Raw genomic sequence first — 20,402 nt, forward strand, 5'->3', positions numbered from 1 at the left:
TAATTATATTAACCCAAGAACACGTTTAACCGGCCCAAAGCTGCGGCGGTGGTGTTCTGTTGCTCCCAACTGCGCTAAGCGTTCAAGATGGAAAGCCGTTGGGTAGCCTTTATGCTGTGCAAAACCGTAGTCTGGGAATTGAGCATCCAGAACCGCCATTTCACGGTCACGGGTGACCTTAGCCAAAATAGAGGCCGCGCTGATTTCAGCCACGCGGCTATCACCTTTCACCACCGCCTGCGAGGCCATTGGTAATTTTGGGCAACGATTACCATCGATCAGCACAAAATCAGGTTCGATTGCCAATCCAGCCACCGCTCTTTGCATCGCAAGCATAGTGGCGTGCAGGATGTTCAGCTCATCAATTTCGTGCGGCTCTGCGCGGCCTAAGCTCCAGCTCAACGCTTTCTCAATGATTTCTTCATACAACGCGTTACGGCGCTTTTCGCTTAATTTCTTCGAGTCGGCCAAGCCCACAATCGGACGTGCAGGATCGAGGATCACTGCCGCAGTGACAACCGCGCCAACCAAAGGCCCGCGTCCTACTTCATCTACGCCTGCAATTCGCTGCGCGATGGGATAGACAAAAATGTCACTCACTGAATTGGTGCTCATTGAATTACGGCCTATTGATTAACTTATTGATTAACTAAAGACAGTACCGCATCGGCCGCTTGTTCATCGGCGCCGCAGCGGATACTTTGGTGCAATTCGAGGAAGGTCTTTTGCAAGACTTTAGTGGCTTCGCCACCTTCTAACAGCGGCAGTAAAGCAGCGGCTAATTTTTCAGGCTGGCAATCGTGCTGTAGCAGTTCTTGCACCAACTCACGGCGCGCCAACAGATTCGGCAATGAAACATAATCTGTTTTCACCAGACGCTCAGCCAACCAGAAGGTGAACGGTTTCATGCGATAGCCAACCACCATTGGACATTTCGCCAGCATACATTCCAGCGCTGCCGTACCAGAAGCTAACAGCGCTGCATCGCTGGCGTACATCGCATTACGCGCTTGTCCATCGAGAAGATGAGCGGTTAATTCTGGTGCTACTTCAGCTTTAATGCGTTCAAACTGTTCGCGGCGTTTGGCGTTAACCAGCGGTACGACGATTTCTAATGCCGGATACTTCTCCCGCAAGATCATCGCAGTTTTTAAGAAGTCAGCACTCAACATCTCAACTTCGGCGCTACGGCTGCCCGGCAGTAAAGCTAAGCACAAAGCATCGGGAGCAATACCCAGTGCTTGACGCGCAGCCTGTTTATCCGGGTTGAGCGGCATGGCATCAGCCATCGTATGGCCAATGAAACGACACGGAACATTGAATTTGTCATAAAACGCTTTTTCAAAAGGCAGAAAGGCTAAAACCAAATCGGTTGCCTTGCCAATTTTGAAAACACGCTTCTGTCGCCACGCCCATACTGACGGGCTGACATAATGAATGGTTCGAATACCTTTCTGCTTTAAGCGGCCTTCCAGCGTGATATTAAAATCGGGCGCATCGATACCGACGAAAACATCGGGCTTAAGCTCGGTAAAGCGTTGGGTCAGTTCACGGCGAATTTTAAGCAAACGAGGCAGGCGTTCGAGAACTTCAACAATCCCCATCACCGCCAACTCTTCCATTTCAAACCAGGCTTCACAGCCTTCGGCCTGCATCAGAGGACCGGCTACGCCAACAAAACGCGCATTGGGATGACGCGCTTTCAAAGCACGGATTAAACCCGCACCGAGAATATCGCCGGAGGTTTCCCCGGCGACCAGACCAATCGTCAGCGGACGCGAAGCGCGATCCACCGACAACGAGTCAGAGGCTATCTGAGATAACGTCATGGCTTAGCGGATAATGCCGCGAGTCGAACGCTCAAAGAAATCAACGAACAGCTGAACAGCGGGATGCTGTTTAGCTAACTCGGCAATTTCTGGCTTGGCTTCTTCTAGCGTTTTTCCGCTACGATAAAGGATCTTGTATGCATTACGAATCGCATGCAGAGACTCTTTTTCGAAACCACGGCGCTTCAGGCCTTCAATATTCAGGCCGAACGGAGTTGCATGGTTACCCTGTGCAATCACATACGGAGGCACGTCTTGCGCGACGCCAGAACAGCCGCCGACCATCACATGCGCACCAATCACACAGAACTGGTGAACCGCTGTCATTCCACCGATGATCGCAAAATCATCAACCGTAACATGACCACCTAACGTTGCGTTGTTAGCGAAAATACAACGATTACCGATGACACAATCGTGCGCGATATGCGCATTAATCATCAGCAAGTTATCGCTACCTACTTTCGTTAAGTTACCGCCCTGTGCAGTACCACGATGAATGGTGACACTCTCGCGAATACGGTTGCGATCGCCGATTTCTACGCGGGTAGGTTCACCAGCATATTTCAGATCCTGATTCACTTCGCCAATAGAGGAGAACTGATAGATCTCGTTATCACGGCCAATTTTAGTAATACCATTGACGACGACATGGGACTTCAGCACGGTACCTTCGCCGATTTCCACTTGGGAGCCGACGTAGCAAAAAGGACCGATATGCACACCGGCACCAATGACTGCGCCGTCTTCGACTATGGCACTTGGATGGATAAAGGCGGTTGGGTCAATCACGTATTAGGCCTCCCGGCTACGGGCACACATCATTGAAGCTTCGCAAACAATCTTACCGTCTACTTTGGCAACACCGTTAAAGCGAGCTACGCCGCGGCGCTCTTTAAGGAATTCAACTTCCAGAATCATCTGGTCGCCTGGCTGAACGGGACGCTTAAAGCGAGCATCGTCAATACCAGCAAAATAGTACAACTCGCCTGGCTCCAGTTTGCCCGCGCTTTTAAATGCCAGAATACCGGTGGCCTGAGCCATCGCTTCTAGAATTAACACGCCTGGGAAAATCGGTTTGCCAGGGAAGTGGCCCTGGAAAAACGGCTCGTTAAAAGTAACGTTTTTCACTGCACGCAGGAATTTGCCTTCTTCAAAATCAAGAACGCGATCCACTAAAAGGAACGGAAAACGGTGCGGCAGTAACTCTAAAATCTCGGAAATATTGAGAGTATGAGTGTCAGTAGTCAAAATACTCTTCCTGTAGGAAAACTAATTGTCATCAACAACACGGCCCGCCTCATGTCCATATAAAGACAATGATGCAGGCCGCAAATCGTTTTATACCCAGTAAAACAGGGTAAATGCCAGGAATATGTATTCACTGACAAAGGTATGGCTTTAGTCGTTAGTCATTAGTGACTTTCTTTTCAACGGCTTTTAGACGCTTATTGATTTCATCAATATTCATCACCAGAGCTGCCGTTTTACGCCATGCCTTGTTGGGTTGCAGCGGAATACCAGAGGAATAAATACCCGGTTCAGTGATAGGACGCATCACCATACCCATTCCCGTTACCACGGCTTTGTCGCAAATTTCCATGTGACCATTAATCACACTTGCACCGCCAATCTGGCAGTAACGACCAATCTTCAGACTGCCCGCCATGATAACACCGCCAGCAACTGCTGTATTGTCGCCAATCATAACGTTATGTGCAATCTGGCATTGATTGTCGATAATTACGCCGTTGCCAATAATGGTGTCATCCAAAGCGCCACGGTCGATGGTGGTACATGCGCCAATTTCAACGCGATCGCCGATGCGTACCGTGCCGAGCTGTGGAATTTTAATCCAATTGCCGCGATCGTTAGCATAACCAAAACCATCAGCGCCGATAACGGTTCCTGACTGAATCAGACATTTCTCACCGATTTCGATCTGATGATAAACGCTAACGTTGGCCCACAAGCGTGTGCCTGAACCAATTTTGGTGAACTTACCTACGAAGCAACCAGCACCAATGATGACGTTGTCGCCTAGCACAACGCCCTCTTCAATGACCGCATTGGCACCAACAGAAACATTGTTACCAAGCTGAGCCGTTGCATCAATCACCGCACTCGGCGCAATATCTTTTGCCGGAGCCGGTGTTGTATCCATAATCTGCGCCATCAGTGCATAGGTTAAGTAAGGGTTTCTTACTACCAACGCCGCCGACGTACAGAAAGGCAGATCCGCTTCAGTCAACACCACAGCGCTTGCATTACAAGCAGCTAATTGTTCACGGTAGCGACTGTTAGATAAAAAAGTGATTTGCTGCGATTTTGCCGAATGCATTGAAGCAACGCCGGTGATGACGATATCGCCATCACCGTGAAGCTCTGCATTCAACTGCTGAGCGAGATCAGCGAGTCGAATTGAAGCCATGCCTTATTTAACCTGTTTCAACACTTGTGCAGTGATGTCGTTGGAAGAATCAGCATAAGCAACAGCATTTGCATCAATAACCAGATCGTAGCCTTTGTCTTTAGCAACGGCACGAACGGCATCCTGAATGCGGCTCAACAGCTTATTACGTTCTTCGCCCTGACGACGACGGTTATCCTGCTCAAAAGCCTGAGCTTTCTGAGAGAAAGCGTCACGCTGTGCCATGATGTCTTTTTCCATCTTGGTACGATCGCTGGCTTTCATGGTAGAACCATCACGTTGCAGTTTTTGCATTTTTGACTGCAGATCGCGTTCCTGACCCTGCAACTCAGTTGCGCGGCTCTTGAACTCGTTCTCCAGTTGTTTCGCAACGGTTGCACGCTGTGGCAACTGCTGGAAGATGCTGGATACGTTTACAATTGCAATCTTATCAGCAGCTTGTACGTTAGCAGAAACTGCTAATGCCATGCCCAGACCTGCCGCATATAACCACTTTTTCAATTTAGACTCCTTACCATCACCCATATGTGTCGACGACACGTATACCGCATAGGCACCGACCCATAGTGTCTCTCACAACGTCCATTATAAAAGAACGCTCTGAGTGGAACTTATGCATTCTGGCATGGGGACGTATCCCCATGCCTTATACAGTAGCTTTTATAGAGTAGCTTATTACCAAGTCTTACCGATGTTAAATTGGAACTGCTCCGATTTATCACCGTCGTATTTCTTAACAGGCTGAGCGTATGAGAACACCAATGGCCCCAGTGGAGACATCCACTGTAGTGCGAGACCCGCAGAGACACGAATGTTGCTCGGATCGCTGTAGTCAGGAATACCCTGAGAGCTACAGGAGGTCGCGCCACAGCCGTTGTTATCCCAATTGGTATCCCAAACAGTACCCGCATCCATGAAGATAGAGGTACGCAGTGAGTTAGAATATTTCTCACCCACGAACGGCGTTGGCGTAATCAGCTCAAGGCTGGCCACTGCCATGGCGTTACCGCCCACCGCATCGTTATCATCCGTCTTGCTGCTATCAATGCTGCCGTTCGAGTTCAGATAAACCGCTTTAGGACCGATGTTGTTCGATTGGAAACCACGTACCGAGCTCGAACCACCGGCATAGAAGTTTTCATAGAACGGCATCTCTTTACCGCCCAGACCGTCACCGTAGCCTAAACGGGAACGTCCCATCACGACCCAAGAACGATCGTCATCCAACGGCAGATAGCTTTGGCTATCGAACGTGATTTTGTAGTATTCGTTATCAGAACCTGGGATGGTTACTTTACCGTTCAGAGAGGCTTTCGTACCCTGAGTTGGGAAGAACCCGCGGTCAACGTTGTTATATGACCAGCCTAAGGTATACGTGAAGTCATCAGCGGTATAGTCAGCTTTCTTAGTATCATCCGGATGCTGTCCCATAGAGTCCAGATAACGCCACATAGCCACCTGTGGCTGCATATCAGACAGGGAGTTATGCACGTAACCCAGACCGGTACGCAACGAGTTATTTTCGTTGATTGGGAACCCTAAGGTGCCATCAATGCCATAACTGCTGTTGGTATAGTCAGACAGATCCGCATCATCAGCTTTAAAGTCATTATAGAAAATACGACCACCCAAGCTCACACCGTCAACGGTGAAGTACGGGTCTGTCATAGACAGTTCAGCATAGGTTTGGTAATCATTTTTGGTACCGCTAATACCAACGGTATTACCTGTACCCAACCAGTTTTCCTGCTGAACGCCGACTTGGAAGCTAACGCCACTTTCAGTACCGAAGCCCACACCGAAGTTGAAAGTACCGGTGTTACGCTCTTTCACCTTATAGGTGACATCGACCTGATCCGGCGTACCTGGAACACGCTGAGTATCAACGTCAACGGTTTCAAAATATCCGGTACGGTTCAGACGCTCTTTACCCTGATCGACCAAGTCGCTGCCTAACCATGCACCTTCCATCTGGCGCATTTCGCGACGCAGAACGGAGTCTTTACTGGTGTCATTACCAGCGAACTTGATGTTACGAACGTAGTAACGGTTACCCGCATCAACGCTCATATGCAACTTAACGGTTTTATCCGCATCGTTGATTTCAGGTTGGGTCTGTACTTTTGGATAAGCATAGCCGTAGCGACCGAGGAGTTTCTTAACGTCATCCTCCATCTTGGTCACTTTGGCACCGTTATACAGTTCACCCGGTTCAATCGTGGTCAAGCGGTTGATTTCAGTGCTATAACCCGCCATGTTACCGTTCACGTCAACGCCAGTAAGTTTGTACTGGTCGCCTTCAGTGATATTGACAGTGATGTAAATGCCTTTTTTATCCGGCGTTAAGCTCACCTGAGTAGAATCAATATTGAAACGGGCATAGCCGCGATCCAAATAGAAGCTTCTCAAGGTTTCTAAGTCACCAGACAGTTTTTGTTTTTGATATTTACGGTCACCAACCAAGTTCCACCAAGGAACTTCGTCGCGCAGTTGGAAACGAGCAATCAACTCTTCGGAGGTGAACGCGTGGTTCCCTACGATATTGATTTGCTGAATCTGAGCGGATTTACCTTCAGTAAATACCAGTTTCAAGTCAACACGGTTACGAGGCAGAGGTGTTACCACCGCTTTCACCGTCGCACTGTATTTACCGACGCTGTAGTAGAAATCTTCCAGACCCTTTTCAATGCTAGAAAGCATTGTGCGGTCCAGAGCTTCACCTACGCGCACGCCAGAAGCTTCAAGGTTCTGCTTCAGCATGTCGTCTTTTACAGACTTGTTACCGGAGAAGGTAATACTCGCGATCGTAGGACGTTCCTTAACCTGCACGATCAAGTTCTCACCATCGCGCAGCACCCGAACATCTTCGAAGTTGCCGGTCGCATATAATGCGCGAATAGTGTTACTGAGATCTTCATCGCTGACGGTATCGCCAACGCGAACCGGCATGTTAAGTAACGCCGCACCGACGGCGACCCGCTGCAGGCCTTCGAAATGAATATTTTTCACTACGAATCCATCTGCACCGTATACGGTTGCGCTGCCAAACAGCAGCGACGCTATGAGCAACTTTTTCATCGCCATCGTTGTTATGCGTTCTTCCTAACCTAAATCCCGTCCCTTAGAGGCGCGAGAAATCATTGAAAAGTGCAAGCCCCATTAACAACACCAGTAAAATAGAACCGATGCGATAACTGAAGTCTTGAACTCGCTCGGAAACCGGCCCTCCTTTTAGCTTTTCAATCGCTAAGAAGAGCAAGTGACCACCATCAAGTACTGGGAGTGGGAACAGGTTGATAATTCCTAAATTAACGCTGATAAGCGCTAAGAACATTAGGTAATACACAACACCGTACTCCGCTGACATCCCTGCGCCCTGCGCGATCGAAATCGGCCCACTCAGGTTATTCAGCTTCACATCACCAGTAATTAGTTTCCCTACCATAGAGACCGTTAGCTTCATCAATTGCCATGTTTTATCACTGGCCTGATAGATCGCCATAAACGGCCCATATTGTCGAATCGTCTTATACTCATTGGGTAAAGGAATAACTTTCGGCGCGATGCCAGCAAAGCCTTCCATTTTACCCGCACCAACAGCTTTGCTGTCTGGTGTTAACTGCAATGACTGAATATTTCCATTGCGTTCAATATCAAGTGCTATGCTTTCGTTAGGTCTTTCACGGACCTGTTTAACAAAAGTGTGCCAGTTCAATAACGGCTGACCATCGACTTTAACGATCCTATCGCCGACTTGCAAACCTGCTTTCTGAGCCGCTGAATCCTTCTGCACTTCAGCAAGGATCGGCTCAACCTGCGGTCCACGCGGCACGATGCCAAGCGAAACCACCGGATCTTGTTTATCTGGCTCAAACTGCCAATGCGTCAGATCCAGAGTTTTCTGCGTTTTATCGTCACTACCAAACGGTGCAACTTCAACGGTCGTCTCTTTCGCGCCAATTTTTCCGACCAGCGCTAAACGAACAGAATCCCAGTCAGGCGTTTCGATACCTGCAACGGACTTTAGTTCCAATCCTGGCGAAATATCTGCTTGAGCCGCTACCGATTGAGGAACAATTTCGCCAATAACCGGACGAACGCTAGGTACACCAATCACGAAAACAAACCAGTAGGCAACGATCGCAAACAAGAAGTTAGCAATAGGCCCTGCGCTGACAATGGCCGCTCGCTGCCACACCGTTTTGTTATTAAACGCCTGATGACGAAACTCAGGGGCAACGCTCTCTACCCGCTCATCCAGCATTTTGACGTAGCCGCCAAGCGGGATAAGAGCCAGCACATATTCCGTACCGCTGCGGTCTACACGACGCCACAGCGCCTTACCAAAACCGATAGAAAAGCGTTCTACCTTCACGCCACAGCGGCGAGCCACCCAAAAGTGGCCAAATTCATGCACCGTGATCAACACCCCAAGCGCCACTAAAAACGCAATCAGGCTCCAGAGTATATTGGTCATTGGTAAGCTCCCTGTCTCAAGCGGACTAGTAAAACACTAACAGCATAAGACATGCAAACACCGGTACTGCCGCAGTCAAACTATCAATACGGTCCAGAATGCCGCCATGACCGGGAATTAAATGCCCGCTGTCTTTGATGCCGGCTTCGCGTTTGAACATACTTTCGGTTAAATCGCCCAGCACAGAAACCAGAGCGGCGACAATAGAGCAAACCAGCAGCGTAGCTGGCACCACAGCGAGCGGGGCGTACAAACCAAAACCCCACGAAATTAGCGCTGAGGTAATCAAACCACCGATGAAGCCTTCCCACGTTTTACCCGGAGAAACCTTTGGCGCCAGCTTGTTTTTACCAAACAGTTTACCAAACATGTAAGCGCCAGAATCCGCTCCCCATACCAGGAACATCACGTACAACAGCCACCACGCCCCTTGATAATGATCGGCGTCATAACCGTGTTGACGTAGTGCAATCATTCCCCAAAAGAACGGAATGATGGTCGCTGCGCCAAAAACAATTTTGAGCACGCGAGAGTGTTTCCACCATCCCGCAGACTTGGGATAAAACAGCACCAAAAACAGCGCGACAATCCACCAAACAACTGATGCCCACAGTGAACCGGCAATTAACGGCAGGTGCACGCTTCGATTAAATTCAGGCAGGCTCAGCAGCATCGCAGCCAGCACTAGGCCGCAGATCACGGCGCCCCAAATACGCTGCGAATTAGATGTAAACCCAGCAAGTTGTCCCCACTCCCAAGCGGCTAGCATGCATATGACTAAGGTCACAATCGCAAAACCTACAGGAGGTAATAAAAACAGCGCCGCAATGACAATAGGCACTAAGATCAAAGCAGTGATAATGCGAGACTTCAGCAAGAGATCCCCCTAAGACGCATCTGATGCGTTGATAGGTGTAGTGCCTCCGAAGCGGCGCTCGCGTTGCGCAAATGCATTAAGTGCACCTTCAAAGGTAAGTTCATCAAAATCAGGCCACAGCACATCCGTGAAATAAAATTCGGAATATGCGATTTGCCACAGCAAAAAGTTGCTGACCCGATGCTCTCCACCGGTCCGAATGACAAGGTCAACCGGAGCCAGTTCATGTAAGCAAACTTGCTGGCTCAGCAAGTCCTCAGTGATATCTTCAGGTTGAAGCACTCCGGCCTTAACCTGCTCGGCCAGCGTTTTCACGCCCTGCATGATATCCCATCGCCCACCATAATTAGCGGCAATATTTAACGTTAGCCCATCATTATTTTCAGTTAATTGCTCAGAACGACGAATACGCTCTTGTAAGCGCGAGCTAAAACGGCCGATATCACCGATGATTTTCAGACGTACATTGTGCTTATGCAAGCTTTTCACTTCACCGTCTAATGCCCGAATGAAGAGCTCCATTAGCGCACTGACTTCCTGCGCTGGGCGGTTCCAGTTCTCACTACTAAACGCATACAACGTTAACGCCTTGATGCCATGGCTAACCGCAAAACGTACGGAACGACGTACCGATTTCACCCCAGCTTTATGGCCAAATACACGCATTTTGCCCTGACGCTTCGCCCAACGGCCATTGCCGTCCATAATGATAGCGACGTGCTGTGGACCACAGACCATCTCGTCAGTCATTGGTGATTGAGTGGAAGACATACGTGTAATCAATTCCTCAAAAGCATGGCACTGAAGTAAGCCACAACATCAAGCTCACCTTGCCCATACGACATCAATTGCACAAACTGAACCGAGTATTAAATAACCAAGTGTTTAATGCGCAAAAAAGCCGTGTACTAGTCACGGCTAACCAATTAATCAGCGGCAAAATCAAAATCCTTAGCACACTAAACATCTCGACCCGCCAAAAGTTGTCGCAAACTATATCATTTCACCTGAACCGCCACAAACTACCTACACAGGGAATAACTAATCTATATTAGGAAGTTCGCGCTCAAACGAGTGGCTACTTCGCGCGCTTGGCGATCAATATCCAAGACTTCTGCAATACTTTGCGGCTCACAACAAGATAATGACGACAAAACATCCTGATTTAACGCCGCAATATCCGTAAAGCGAATTTGCCCGCGTAAGAATGCATCCACTGAAACTTCGTTCGCCGCATTCAATGCGGTTGTCGCTGCCTGCCCTGCCCGCGACGCGTCTATCGCCAGTTGCAAACAAGGATAGCGCACCATATCGGGTTGCTCGAACGTAAATGATCCAATTTTGCAGAAATCGAGAGGTTCAACACCGGTTTGCACGCGAGCAGGATAAGCCATCGCATGGGCAATTGGCGTACGCATGTCAGGCGAACCTAGCTGCGCAATGACGCTCCCATCGCGGTAGCGCACCATAGAGTGAATAACGGATTGAGGGTGAATAATCACCTCCATCTCGGACTCAGAGGCATTAAACAGCCAGCGAGCTTCGATATACTCCAGACCTTTATTCATCATGGTGGCAGAATCAACGGAAATCTTACGCCCCATTGACCAGTTCGGGTGCGCACAAGCCTGATCTGGCGTGACCGCAGCGAAGTCACCCATCGGCAATTGACGGAATGGGCCCCCAGAGCCGGTAAGAACAATACGCGATATGCCATTCTCGTTCAGTGAGGCAAAGCCAAGATTCTTTTGTACAGCCTCGGGCAAACTCTGAAAAATAGCGTTATGTTCGCTGTCGATAGGCAACAGCTGAGCGCGGCTCTGCTTCAGCGCATCCATAAACAGACGTCCACAGGTCACTAACGCCTCTTTATTGGCCAGTAAAACTTGCTTATTAGCCTTAATCGCGGCCAACGTTGGTAACAGGCCTGCTGCGCCAACAATGGCAGCCATAACCTGATCAACGTCATCTAGCGCAGCTAAATCGCAGGCGGCCTGCTCTCCAGACATCACCTCAATGCCGCTGATCCCAGCATCTTGTAAGCGTTGACGAAGCGTCTGGGCAGCATGATCATCAGCCATAGAAACGTAGCGCGGAGCAAATTCAACGCACTGTTGGAACATGACTTCGACGTTTTTACCTGCCACCAGCGCGGCAACTTTAAAATTATCAGGATTTGCTCGCACCACAGCCAGTGTACTGGTGCCAATGGAGCCGGTAGAACCAAGAATAGTCAGTTGCTTCATGAGGGGTCTTCTGAATAACTGTTTAGAACAGGAGATGCATCAGTCTGAAACTAAGACGGCGGATTGTCTATGAGAATTAGCCCGTCTTCAGCAAGAGCCTGAGGTTTCTCGGATAGCCCAAAAACAAAAGCGCCGCCGGGGCGACGCTTTTTTCAAGCCAGTGAGGAATTAAACTTCCATCAACTCTTTTTCTTTGTCAGCTAATGCAGCGTCGATCTTTTTGATCATCACGTCTGTCATTTTCTGCACTTCGTCTTGCGATTTACGATCTTCGTCTTCGCTGATTTCTTTATCTTTCAGCAAAACTTTGACTTTATCGTTCGCATCACGGCGTACGTTACGAACAGAAACACGGCCCTGCTCAGCTTCAGCACGAACCAGTTTGATCAGATCCTTACGACGTTCTTCGGTCAGCGCTGGCAATGGAACACGGATAACCGCGCCCGCAGACATTGGGTTTAAGCCCAAATCTGAAGCCATGATCGCTTTTTCTACCGCCGCAGACAGAGAACGATCGAACACGGTGATTGCCAGTGTGCGAGAGTCTTCAGCAACTACGTTAGCAACCTGACGCAGAGGCGTAGCAGATCCATAATATTCTACAGAAATACCATCCAGCAGGTTCGGATGAGCACGACCTGTACGGATCTTGTTGATGTTTGACTTAAATACTTCAACGCATTTATCCATGCGCGTTTCGGCATCTTTTTTGATTTCGTTGATCACGTTGCGAACCCTTGAAAACGGTTAATTAAACTGGCGCTTCATCATGAGAAACGCCGATATATTTTCAATCAAGCGTAACTGGCAAGAAAGCCTGACGCAATATTCATCGAGTAAAAATGACGCGTAAGGCTCTCACGTTCGTAGAGCGCCGTTATGCTCCAAATTATTTGGAGATCAGCGTGCCTTCTTTCTCACCCATAACGACACGACGCAGAGCACCTGGCTTGTTCATGTTAAACACACGAATCGGCAGGTTATGGTCGCGAGCCAAGGTGAAAGCGGCCAGATCCATGACTTTTAGTTCTTTTTCTAAAACGTCCTGATAGGTCATTTGATCGAACAGCGTTGCATCTGGATTGGTGACCGGATCGGCTGAATACACACCGTCAACTTTGGTCGCCTTCAATACCACGTCAGCTTCGATTTCAATACCGCGCAGACAAGCTGCGGAATCAGTCGTGAAGAATGGATTACCGGTACCGGCAGAGAAAATCACTACGCGGTTGTTACGCAGCAGGCTAATCGCTTCTGCCCAGCTGTAGTTATCGCACACGCCGTTAAGTGGAATTGCAGACATCAGACGCGCGTTCACATAAGCACGATGCAACGCATCACGCATTGCCAAGCCGTTCATCACGGTGGCAAGCATCCCCATGTGATCGCCCACAACGCGGTTCATGCCCGCTTGTGCTAGACCTGCGCCACGGAACAGGTTTCCGCCGCCGATGACAACACCGACTTGAATGCCTAATTCGACCAGCTCTTTAACTTCCTGAGCCATACGATCCAGTACGCTTGCATCGATGCCAAAACCTTCTGCACCTTGCAGGGCTTCACCGCTAAGCTTGAGCAAGATACGCTGATATACGGGTTTGGAGTTAGTTGCCATGGTGTTCTGTCCTAAGAAGCAGTCAATAAATAGTCGGAGGTATTTCAATGCACGGTCGTAACCGATCATTGGGATACATTCTAATGCTGGCTGGGATACTTAATAGTGTAAACCTTTCTACGTTGGCTAAGAGCTATGCGCCTAACGTTTCCAGATAAAACAATGGAACCACCCTGCGGCGGTTCCATTTGAAGGCAATTAAGCGCCTTTAGTCATTGAAGCAACTTCTGCAGCAAAGTCTACGGTCGCTTTTTCGATACCTTCACCCACTTCGAAGCGGATGAAATTGGTAACGTCAGCATTGTGCTCTTTCAGCAGCTGACCAACAGTTTTGCTTGGGTCCATAACGAAAGCTTGACCAGTCAGAGAAACTTCGCCGGTGAATTTCTTCATGCGGCCTTCAACCATTTTCTCTGCGATTTCTTTCGGCTTACCAGACTGCATCGCGATGTCCAACTGAACCTGGTACTCTTTTTCTACGACTTCAGCAGAAACGTCTTCTGGTTTAACGAATTCAGGCTTGCTTGCAGCAACGTGCATTGCCAGTTGCTTAGCCAGTTCTTCATCAGCGCCAGTAGCGGCAACCAGAACACCAATGCGAGCACCGTGCAGGTAGCTAGCCAGTACATCGCCTTCCAGAGAAGATACGCGACGGATGTTGATGTTTTCACCGATTTTAGCAACCAGTGCAACACGCTCTTCTTCGAACTGTGCTTTCAGTACTTCAACGTCGGTGATTTTGCCTGCAAACGCAGCGTCCAGCACTTTCTCAGCGAATGCTTGGAAACCACCGTCTTTAGCAACGAAGTCAGTCTGGCAGTTAACTTCCAGAATCACACCGTAGTTGCCTTCAATCTTGGTTTTGATCACGCCATCAGCAGCAACGTTGCCTGCTTTTTTCGCCGCTTTGATCGCGCCAGATTTACGCATGTTTTCGATTGCCAGCTCGATGTCGCCTTGGGCCTCGGTCAGCGCTTTCTTACAATCCATCATGCCTGCGCCAGTACGTTCACGCAGTTCTTTTACCAGGGCGGCGGTAATATCAGCCATTGTATTTTCCTCGGTGGTCTCGTCGTGAAGAGCGAACCTCACGGAGACAGGTTCTCTCGTCTAGGGATTGGTTCTTTATATCGCCGTGATGTGAAAGGCGATTTTTACAAAGAAAGGGGGGGCCATAAAGGCCCCCTAACCAACATATTTTAATACCTGGTTAATAAGGGCTCAAATTTTGAGCTTGCCTTATTATTCAGCTTCTACGAAGCTTTCTTCCGCTTGGGAAACCAGATCCTGAGAACGGCCTTCACGGACAGTTGCCGCTACAGCGCTCAGGTACAGGTTTACTGCACGGATTGCGTCATCGTTACCAGGGATAACGAAGTCAACGCCGTCCGGATCGGAGTTGGTATCAACGATAGAGAATACCGGGATACCCAGGTTGTTGGCTTCTTTAATCGCGATGTGTTCGTGATCAGCATCAACGACGAACAGAGCGTCAGGCAAGCCGCCCATGTCTTTGATACCGCCCAGGCTGTTTTCCAGCTTGGCCAGTTCACGATTGCGCATCAGAACTTCTTTTTTGGTCAGCTTATCGAAAGTGCCATCCTGAGACTGAACTTCCAGATCTTTCAGACGCTTGATGCTCTGACGAACGGTTTTCCAGTTAGTCAGCATGCCACCCAACCAGCGATGGTTCACGAAGAACTGATCGCAGCTGTTCGCAGCTTCTTTTACCGCTTCGCTTGCAGCGCGTTTAGTACCAACGAACAGGATTTTGCCTTTACGAGCAGAAATCTTCTGCAACTCAGCCAGAGCTTCGTTGAACATTGGAACAGTTTTTTCAAGGTTGATGATGTGAACCTTGTTACGAGCACCGAAGATGAAAGGCTTCATTTTCGGGTTCCAGTAACGGGTCTGGTGACCAAAGTGAACACCAGCCTTGAGCATGTCGCGCATGGAAACAGTTGCCATGATTAAACCTCTATATAAAGTTTGGGGTTAAGCCTCCACATATCCCATGAGCCGACCCGGCAAGGCATTGTCCTAAGACTCATCCTGCAAGGCACCCCGGCGCACGTGCCGATATGTGTGTGTTGTTGTCGTTTCTTTGCAAAGAATACAAATAACACAATTGAGATTTACAGCTTCCTTATCAACGCCCCGCTCTATTGAGCAAAAGAAACAGAAGATATAGGAACTGCGGCGCGCTTTATACCATAAACGAGCCACAGACTCCACCTTTTGTTGCATTTTGAGCCCACGGCTATCGTAGGATTTGGCAGCGGTTCCGAGGACTGTTACCATGTTCAGCAATTGATTCTCATTGTCGATTTCACGACACCTGCGGACACATACTTCATGGCAATTTCAATAAAAACACCTGAACAAATCGAAAAAATGCGCGTGGCTGGACGACTGGCCGCGGAAATCCTAGAAATCATCGAGCCTTACGTGGTTCCTGGCGTCAGCACCGGTGAACTTGACCGTATCTGCGACGATTACATTACCCAAAAACAGCATGCGGTCTCCGCTTGCTTGGGCTATCACGGCTATCCAAAATCCGTTTGCATCTCCGTGAATGAAGTGGTTTGCCACGGCATTCCTAGCGACGAAAAAATCTTGAAAAACGGCGATATCGTTAACATCGACGTGACCGTTATCAAAGATGGCTGGCACGGCGATACTTCAAAAATGTTTATCGTGGGTGAGCCTACCATTCTGGGCGAGCGCCTGTGTCGCATCACGCTGGAAAGCCTCTATCTAGCGCTGAAAATGGTAAAACCGGGTATTCGCCTGCGCACAATCGGTGCTGAAATCCAGAAATTCGTTGAATCACACGGTTTCTCTGTGGTGCGTGAATACTGTGGTCACGGCATTGGTGAAGTGTTCCACGAAGAACCTCAGGTTCTGCATTACAATGCCGACGACGGCGGCGTGGTACTGCAAAAAGGTATGACTTTCACCATCGAACCTATGGTCAACGCCGGTGATTACCGCATCCGCACCATGAAAGATGGCTGGACGGTAAAAACTAAAGATCGCAGCTTGTCCGCACAGTATGAGCATACTATTGTGGTGACTGATAACGGTTGCGAGATTTTGACACTGCGTGAGGAAGAGACCGATCTCCCACGCGTTATCGTTCACGAGAACGTATAACCCATCGCTTAACGAGCGAGTCATCATCTCAAGCCGGCTTATGCCGGCTTTTTTTATGTTTTGCGTTCTTAACTCGGCGACAACGGGAGATGCCCATGCCCATTTTACCTTCAGCCACGTCAGAATCCCCCACGGAGCCGCTGATCCAACCGCCCTCTCCAGACAATTTTGCCGCATCCGATCTTGAATGTGCGCCGCTGAAACTGTCGCTTGAACGCTTCCAACAATGGATGGCCGCTGCATTTCAGGCTGGCGAATCGGCTGAATCGCTGATTGCCGCCCGAACGCTTTACATCGACCGGCTGCTCACCCGCCTATGGATTCATTTGGGGTTCAAAGAGCGTCAGGGCATGGCGTTAATCGCCGTGGGTGGCTATGGGCGTGGCGAACTGCACCCGTTGTCTGATATCGACCTGCTGATTTTGAGTCAGGATCCGCTTAACGAACACGACGCACAGCGCATCAGCGAACTCATCACATTGCTGTGGGATTTAAAACTTGAAGTGGGACATAGCGTCCGTACGTTAGATGAATGTATTCAAGAAGGACTTTCAGACCTCACGGTCGCCACTAACCTGATTGAATCGCGCTTGATCTATGGCGATGTCGCACTGTTTCTCCAACTGCAGAAACAGATTTTCAGCGATGAATTCTGGCCATCTCCTCGGTTCTTCGATGCAAAAATTCAAGAACAAAAAGACCGCCATCATCGCTACCACGGCACCAGCTACAATCTGGAACCAGATATAAAGACCAGTCCGGGCGGACTGCGTGATATTCACACTTTACTTTGGGTCGCTCATCGTCATTTTGGCGCGACATCCATGAATGAGATGGTGGGTTTCGGTTTTCTGACCGAAGCCGAGCGCGATGAGTTAAACGAATGTCAAAGTTTTCTGTGGCGTATCCGTTTTGCGCTGCATTTAGTCTTGAACCGCTACGATAACCGCCTGCTGTTCGACCGCCAGTTTAGCGTTGCCCAACTGCTCGGCTATGAAGGCGAAGGCAATGCCCCAATCGAACGCATGATGAAAGATTTCTACCGCATGACACGCCGTGTGGGGGAACTCAACCAAATGCTGTTACAGCTGTTTGATGAGGCGATTCTGGCGCTCGGAACTAATGAGAAACCGCGCCCTCTGGACGAAAATTTCCAGCTACGCGGCAACCTGATTGATTTGCGCGATGCAGAAACGTTCATGCGCGATCCGGTCACCATCCTGCAAATGTTTTATGTGATGGCCAAAAATCAGGAAATACAGGGCATTTATTCCACCACCCTGCGTCACCTACGCTATGCGCGTCGTCATCTGGCTCAGCCGTTGTGCGATCTGCCCGAAGCCCGCAAGCTGTTTATGGCGATATTACGCCATCCAGGATCGGTGAACCGTGCCCTGCTCCCGATGCACCGCCATAGTGTTTTATGGGCCTATATGCCGCAGTGGGGAAAAATCGTCGGCCAAATGCAGTTTGATCTGTTTCACGCCTATACCGTGGATGAGCACACCATGCGCGTCTTGCTGAAGCTGGAAAGCTTTGCGGATGAGAATACTCGCCAGCGACATCCGCTGTGCGTGGAGCTCTACCCTCGCCTCCCTCAGCCGGAGTTATTGCTGCTCGCCGCGTTATTTCACGATATCGCCAAAGGGCGCGGCGGTGACCACTCAATTTTAGGCGCTCAAGACGTCATCGAGTTTGCTCAGTTGCACGGGCTTAATTCACGCGAAACTCAGCTCGTTTCATGGTTAGTGCGCTGCCATCTTTTGATGTCAGTCACGGCACAGCGGCGCGATATCCAAGATCCCGCCGTTATTCAGCAATTCAGCGCCGAAGTGCAGAGCGAAACTCGTTTGCGCTATCTGGTTAGTCTAACCGTTGCAGATATCTGTGCCACCAATGAAACGCTGTGGAATAGCTGGAAACAGAGCCTGTTGCGCGAGCTCTATTTTGCGACAGAAAAACAGCTGCGACGTGGAATGCAAAACACTCCAGATATGCGCGAGCGCGTACGCCATCACCGTTTACAGGCCTTGGCATTGTTGCGCATGGATAACATCAACGAGGAGGCGCTGCATTACATTTGGAGCCGCTGCCGCGCCGACTATTTCCTGCGCCACAATCCTAATCAGTTGGCATGGCACGCTCGCCATCTGCTCAAGCATGACGCCAGCAAACCGCTGGTATTAGTGAGCCATCTCGCCACTCGCGGCGGCACCGAGATTTTCATCTACAGCCCAGACCGACCTTATCTGTTTGCCGCCGTGGCGGGAGAATTAGATCGACGCAATTTGAGCGTGCATGACGCGCAGATCTTCACCAATCGCGACAACTTTGCGATGGATACCTTCGTGGTACTCGAACCCGATGGCAGCCCATTGGCACAAGATCGTCATGCCACCATCAAACATTCGCTGGAGCAGGCGCTTACGCAACAACACTATCGCCACCCACGCACACGGCGTCCGTCACCCAAACTGCGCCATTTTACCGTACCGACAGAGGTCAGTTTCCTGCCGATGCACAATGAACGCCGAAGCTATATGGAACTGGTGGCGCTCGATCAGCCGGGGCTATTAGCGCAGGTGGGAGAAGTATTCGCTGAGATGGGGCTGTCGTTGCACAGCGCCCGAATCACCACTATCGGCGAGCGGGTTGAGGACTTATTTATTCTGGCAGACGGCGAACGTAAAGCATTAAGCATTAAAATGCAGACAGAATTGGCTCAGCGGTTGACAGAAGCCCTCGATCCAACCGATAAAGGGTAATGTATTTGTTACGATTTATACCCAAAATAATTCGAGTTGTCGTCAACGCATCTACAACTCGAAATATGAAGGGGATATGTCAATTAAACTTCGGGAATAGAACAGCATGCAGCAGTTGCAAACACTTATTGAAAACGCCTTTGAACGCCGCGCAGATATCACTCCGGCCAACGTAGACAGCATCACGCGTGAAGCAGTTAATCAGGTTATCGCTCTGTTAGATTCAGGCGAACTGCGCGTCGCAGAAAAAATTAACGGCGAATGGGTCACGCATCAGTGGCTGAAAATGGCAGTGCTGCTCTCCTTCCGCATCAATGACAACAAACTGATGGAAGGCGCTGAAACTCGCTTCTACGACAAAGTGCCGATGAAATTTGCCGACTACGACGAAGCACGTTTCCAGCGTGAAGGCTTCCGCGTAGTACCACCCGCCAGCGTTCGTCAGGGCGCATTCATCGCGCGCAACACCGTGCTGATGCCTTCTTATGTCAATATCGGCGCATACGTTGATGAAGGCTCGATGGTCGATACATGGGCTACCGTGGGTTCGTGTGCGCAGATTGGTAAAAACGTACACCTCTCCGGCGGCGTCGGCATCGGTGGCGTTTTAGAGCCGTTACAGGCGAACCCAACCATCATCGAAGATAACTGCTTCATCGGCGCACGTTCAGAAGTGGTTGAAGGCGTTATCGTTGAAGAAGGCTCAGTCATTTCCATGGGCGTTTATCTGGGTCAAAGCACCAAGATTTACGACCGTGAAACCGGTGAAGTGCATTACGGCCGCGTACCGGCTGGCTCCGTGGTTGTTTCTGGCAACCTGCCGTCTAAAGATGGCAAATACAGCCTGTACTGTGCGGTCATCGTTAAGAAAGTTGACGCCAAGACGCGCGGTAAAGTCGGTATTAACGAGCTGCTGCGCAGCATCGACTAAGAGAATGAGCATAGCGGGCAACGAGCCCGCTATTTTTTTATCAGTCACTTTACGTCGACGATAATTTAATCGGTT

General features: G+C 49.6%; 18 protein-coding genes. 3 read left to right on the plus strand and 15 right to left on the minus strand.

Translation table 11 applies throughout. The features are described 5' to 3' along the window. Positions 1–3 precede the first annotated feature (3 nt). The 15 genes from rnhB to rpsB form a co-directional block, all read right to left on the minus strand. A complete protein-coding gene (gene rnhB, locus CPY98_RS16045) occupies positions 4–615 on the minus strand; it encodes a ribonuclease HII (RefSeq protein ID WP_162622609.1) in 612 nt (203 codons plus the stop codon). A 23-nt stretch (positions 616–638) separates the two neighbouring features. Further along, a complete protein-coding gene (gene lpxB, locus CPY98_RS16050) occupies positions 639–1,829 on the minus strand; it encodes a lipid-A-disaccharide synthase (RefSeq protein WP_040047102.1) in 1,191 nt (396 codons plus the stop codon). Positions 1,830–1,832: 3 nt separating this feature from the next. Continuing rightward, the gene (gene lpxA, locus CPY98_RS16055; RefSeq protein WP_040047101.1) at positions 1,833–2,621 is read right to left on the minus strand and encodes an acyl-ACP--UDP-N-acetylglucosamine O-acyltransferase; all 789 of its coding nucleotides are present in this window, start codon (positions 2,619–2,621) and stop codon (positions 1,833–1,835) included. 3 nt (positions 2,622–2,624) lie between these two features. Next, positions 2,625–3,080, minus strand: a complete 456-nt coding sequence (gene fabZ, locus CPY98_RS16060) for a 3-hydroxyacyl-ACP dehydratase FabZ (protein ID WP_025800216.1) — start codon at positions 3,078–3,080, stop codon at positions 2,625–2,627. Between the two features lie 157 nt (positions 3,081–3,237). Further along, positions 3,238–4,260 (minus strand): UDP-3-O-(3-hydroxymyristoyl)glucosamine N-acyltransferase, encoded by a 1,023-nt coding sequence (gene lpxD / locus CPY98_RS16065; protein ID WP_025800217.1) that lies wholly within the window; start codon positions 4,258–4,260, stop codon positions 3,238–3,240. 3 nt (positions 4,261–4,263) lie between these two features. Continuing rightward, positions 4,264–4,761 carry a molecular chaperone Skp gene (skp, locus tag CPY98_RS16070; RefSeq protein WP_025800218.1) on the minus strand — a complete coding sequence of 166 codons (498 nt, stop codon included), beginning with the start codon at positions 4,759–4,761 and terminating at the stop codon, positions 4,264–4,266. Between the two features lie 174 nt (positions 4,762–4,935). Continuing rightward, a complete protein-coding gene (gene bamA / locus CPY98_RS16075) occupies positions 4,936–7,344 on the minus strand; it encodes an outer membrane protein assembly factor BamA (protein WP_043495268.1) in 2,409 nt (802 codons plus the stop codon). A gap of 37 nt (positions 7,345–7,381) precedes the next feature. Then, a complete protein-coding gene (gene rseP, locus CPY98_RS16080) occupies positions 7,382–8,737 on the minus strand; it encodes a sigma E protease regulator RseP (protein WP_043495270.1) in 1,356 nt (451 codons plus the stop codon). Positions 8,738–8,762: 25 nt separating this feature from the next. Then, positions 8,763–9,614: a phosphatidate cytidylyltransferase gene (cdsA, locus tag CPY98_RS16085; protein WP_025800221.1), complete on the minus strand. Its 852-nt coding sequence runs from the start codon at positions 9,612–9,614 to the stop codon at positions 8,763–8,765. Between the two features lie 9 nt (positions 9,615–9,623). After that, positions 9,624–10,385, minus strand: coding sequence for a (2E,6E)-farnesyl-diphosphate-specific ditrans,polycis-undecaprenyl-diphosphate synthase (ispU, locus tag CPY98_RS16090; protein ID WP_025800222.1), 762 nt, complete (start codon positions 10,383–10,385; stop codon positions 9,624–9,626). 275 nt (positions 10,386–10,660) lie between these two features. After that, positions 10,661–11,860, minus strand: a complete 1,200-nt coding sequence (gene ispC, locus CPY98_RS16095) for a 1-deoxy-D-xylulose-5-phosphate reductoisomerase (RefSeq protein ID WP_025800223.1) — start codon at positions 11,858–11,860, stop codon at positions 10,661–10,663. 168 nt (positions 11,861–12,028) lie between these two features. After that, on the minus strand, positions 12,029–12,586 hold the full coding sequence (gene frr, locus CPY98_RS16100; RefSeq protein WP_025800224.1) for a ribosome recycling factor: 558 nt from the start codon (positions 12,584–12,586) through the stop codon (positions 12,029–12,031). A 163-nt stretch (positions 12,587–12,749) separates the two neighbouring features. Then, positions 12,750–13,475 carry a UMP kinase gene (pyrH, locus tag CPY98_RS16105; RefSeq protein WP_020303583.1) on the minus strand — a complete coding sequence of 242 codons (726 nt, stop codon included), beginning with the start codon at positions 13,473–13,475 and terminating at the stop codon, positions 12,750–12,752. 198 nt (positions 13,476–13,673) lie between these two features. Then, positions 13,674–14,525 carry a translation elongation factor Ts gene (tsf, locus tag CPY98_RS16110; RefSeq protein ID WP_025800225.1) on the minus strand — a complete coding sequence of 284 codons (852 nt, stop codon included), beginning with the start codon at positions 14,523–14,525 and terminating at the stop codon, positions 13,674–13,676. A 192-nt stretch (positions 14,526–14,717) separates the two neighbouring features. After that, the gene (gene rpsB / locus CPY98_RS16115) at positions 14,718–15,443 is read right to left on the minus strand and encodes a 30S ribosomal protein S2 (RefSeq protein WP_025800226.1); all 726 of its coding nucleotides are present in this window, start codon (positions 15,441–15,443) and stop codon (positions 14,718–14,720) included. A gap of 387 nt (positions 15,444–15,830) precedes the next feature. Here rpsB and map point away from each other — a divergent pair, with 387 nt between their 5' ends. From map to dapD, 3 genes are all read left to right on the plus strand, one after another. Beyond that, on the plus strand, positions 15,831–16,631 hold the full coding sequence (gene map, locus CPY98_RS16120; RefSeq protein ID WP_096388432.1) for a type I methionyl aminopeptidase: 801 nt from the start codon (positions 15,831–15,833) through the stop codon (positions 16,629–16,631). 95 nt (positions 16,632–16,726) lie between these two features. After that, entirely contained in the window at positions 16,727–19,396 is a 2,670-nt protein-coding gene (glnD, locus tag CPY98_RS16125; RefSeq protein WP_226929822.1) for a bifunctional uridylyltransferase/uridylyl-removing protein GlnD, read from the plus strand. Positions 19,397–19,502: 106 nt separating this feature from the next. Further along, complete coding sequence (gene dapD, locus CPY98_RS16130; protein WP_025800229.1) at positions 19,503–20,327, plus strand: 2,3,4,5-tetrahydropyridine-2,6-dicarboxylate N-succinyltransferase; 825 nt, start codon at positions 19,503–19,505, stop codon at positions 20,325–20,327. The last annotated feature ends 75 nt before the right edge of the window (positions 20,328–20,402 follow it).

The organism is Hafnia sp. CBA7124 (genome assembly GCF_002355555.1).
Taxonomy (GTDB): domain Bacteria; phylum Pseudomonadota; class Gammaproteobacteria; order Enterobacterales; family Enterobacteriaceae; genus Hafnia; species Hafnia alvei.

What these genes read in the sequence shown, in the direction of transcription:
- rnhB (WP_162622609.1), bottom strand. Translation starts at nt 615, where the DNA reads ATGAGCACCAATTCAGTGAGTGACATTTTTGTCTATCCCATCGCGCAG.
- lpxB (WP_040047102.1), bottom strand. Translation starts at nt 1,829, where the DNA reads ATGACGTTATCTCAGATAGCCTCTGACTCGTTGTCGGTGGATCGCGCT.
- lpxD (WP_025800217.1), bottom strand. Translation starts at nt 4,260, where the DNA reads ATGGCTTCAATTCGACTCGCTGATCTCGCTCAGCAGTTGAATGCAGAG.
- bamA (WP_043495268.1), bottom strand. Translation starts at nt 7,344, where the DNA reads ATGGCGATGAAAAAGTTGCTCATAGCGTCGCTGCTGTTTGGCAGCGCA.
- rseP (WP_043495270.1), bottom strand. Translation starts at nt 8,737, where the DNA reads ATGACCAATATACTCTGGAGCCTGATTGCGTTTTTAGTGGCGCTTGGG.
- ispU (WP_025800222.1), bottom strand. Translation starts at nt 10,385, where the DNA reads ATGTCTTCCACTCAATCACCAATGACTGACGAGATGGTCTGTGGTCCA.
- ispC (WP_025800223.1), bottom strand. Translation starts at nt 11,860, where the DNA reads ATGAAGCAACTGACTATTCTTGGTTCTACCGGCTCCATTGGCACCAGT.
- pyrH (WP_020303583.1), bottom strand. Translation starts at nt 13,475, where the DNA reads ATGGCAACTAACTCCAAACCCGTATATCAGCGTATCTTGCTCAAGCTT.
- tsf (WP_025800225.1), bottom strand. Translation starts at nt 14,525, where the DNA reads ATGGCTGATATTACCGCCGCCCTGGTAAAAGAACTGCGTGAACGTACT.
- rpsB (WP_025800226.1), bottom strand. Translation starts at nt 15,443, where the DNA reads ATGGCAACTGTTTCCATGCGCGACATGCTCAAGGCTGGTGTTCACTTT.
- map (WP_096388432.1), top strand. Translation starts at nt 15,831, where the DNA reads ATGGCAATTTCAATAAAAACACCTGAACAAATCGAAAAAATGCGCGTG.
- glnD (WP_226929822.1), top strand. Translation starts at nt 16,727, where the DNA reads ATGCCCATTTTACCTTCAGCCACGTCAGAATCCCCCACGGAGCCGCTG.
- dapD (WP_025800229.1), top strand. Translation starts at nt 19,503, where the DNA reads ATGCAGCAGTTGCAAACACTTATTGAAAACGCCTTTGAACGCCGCGCA.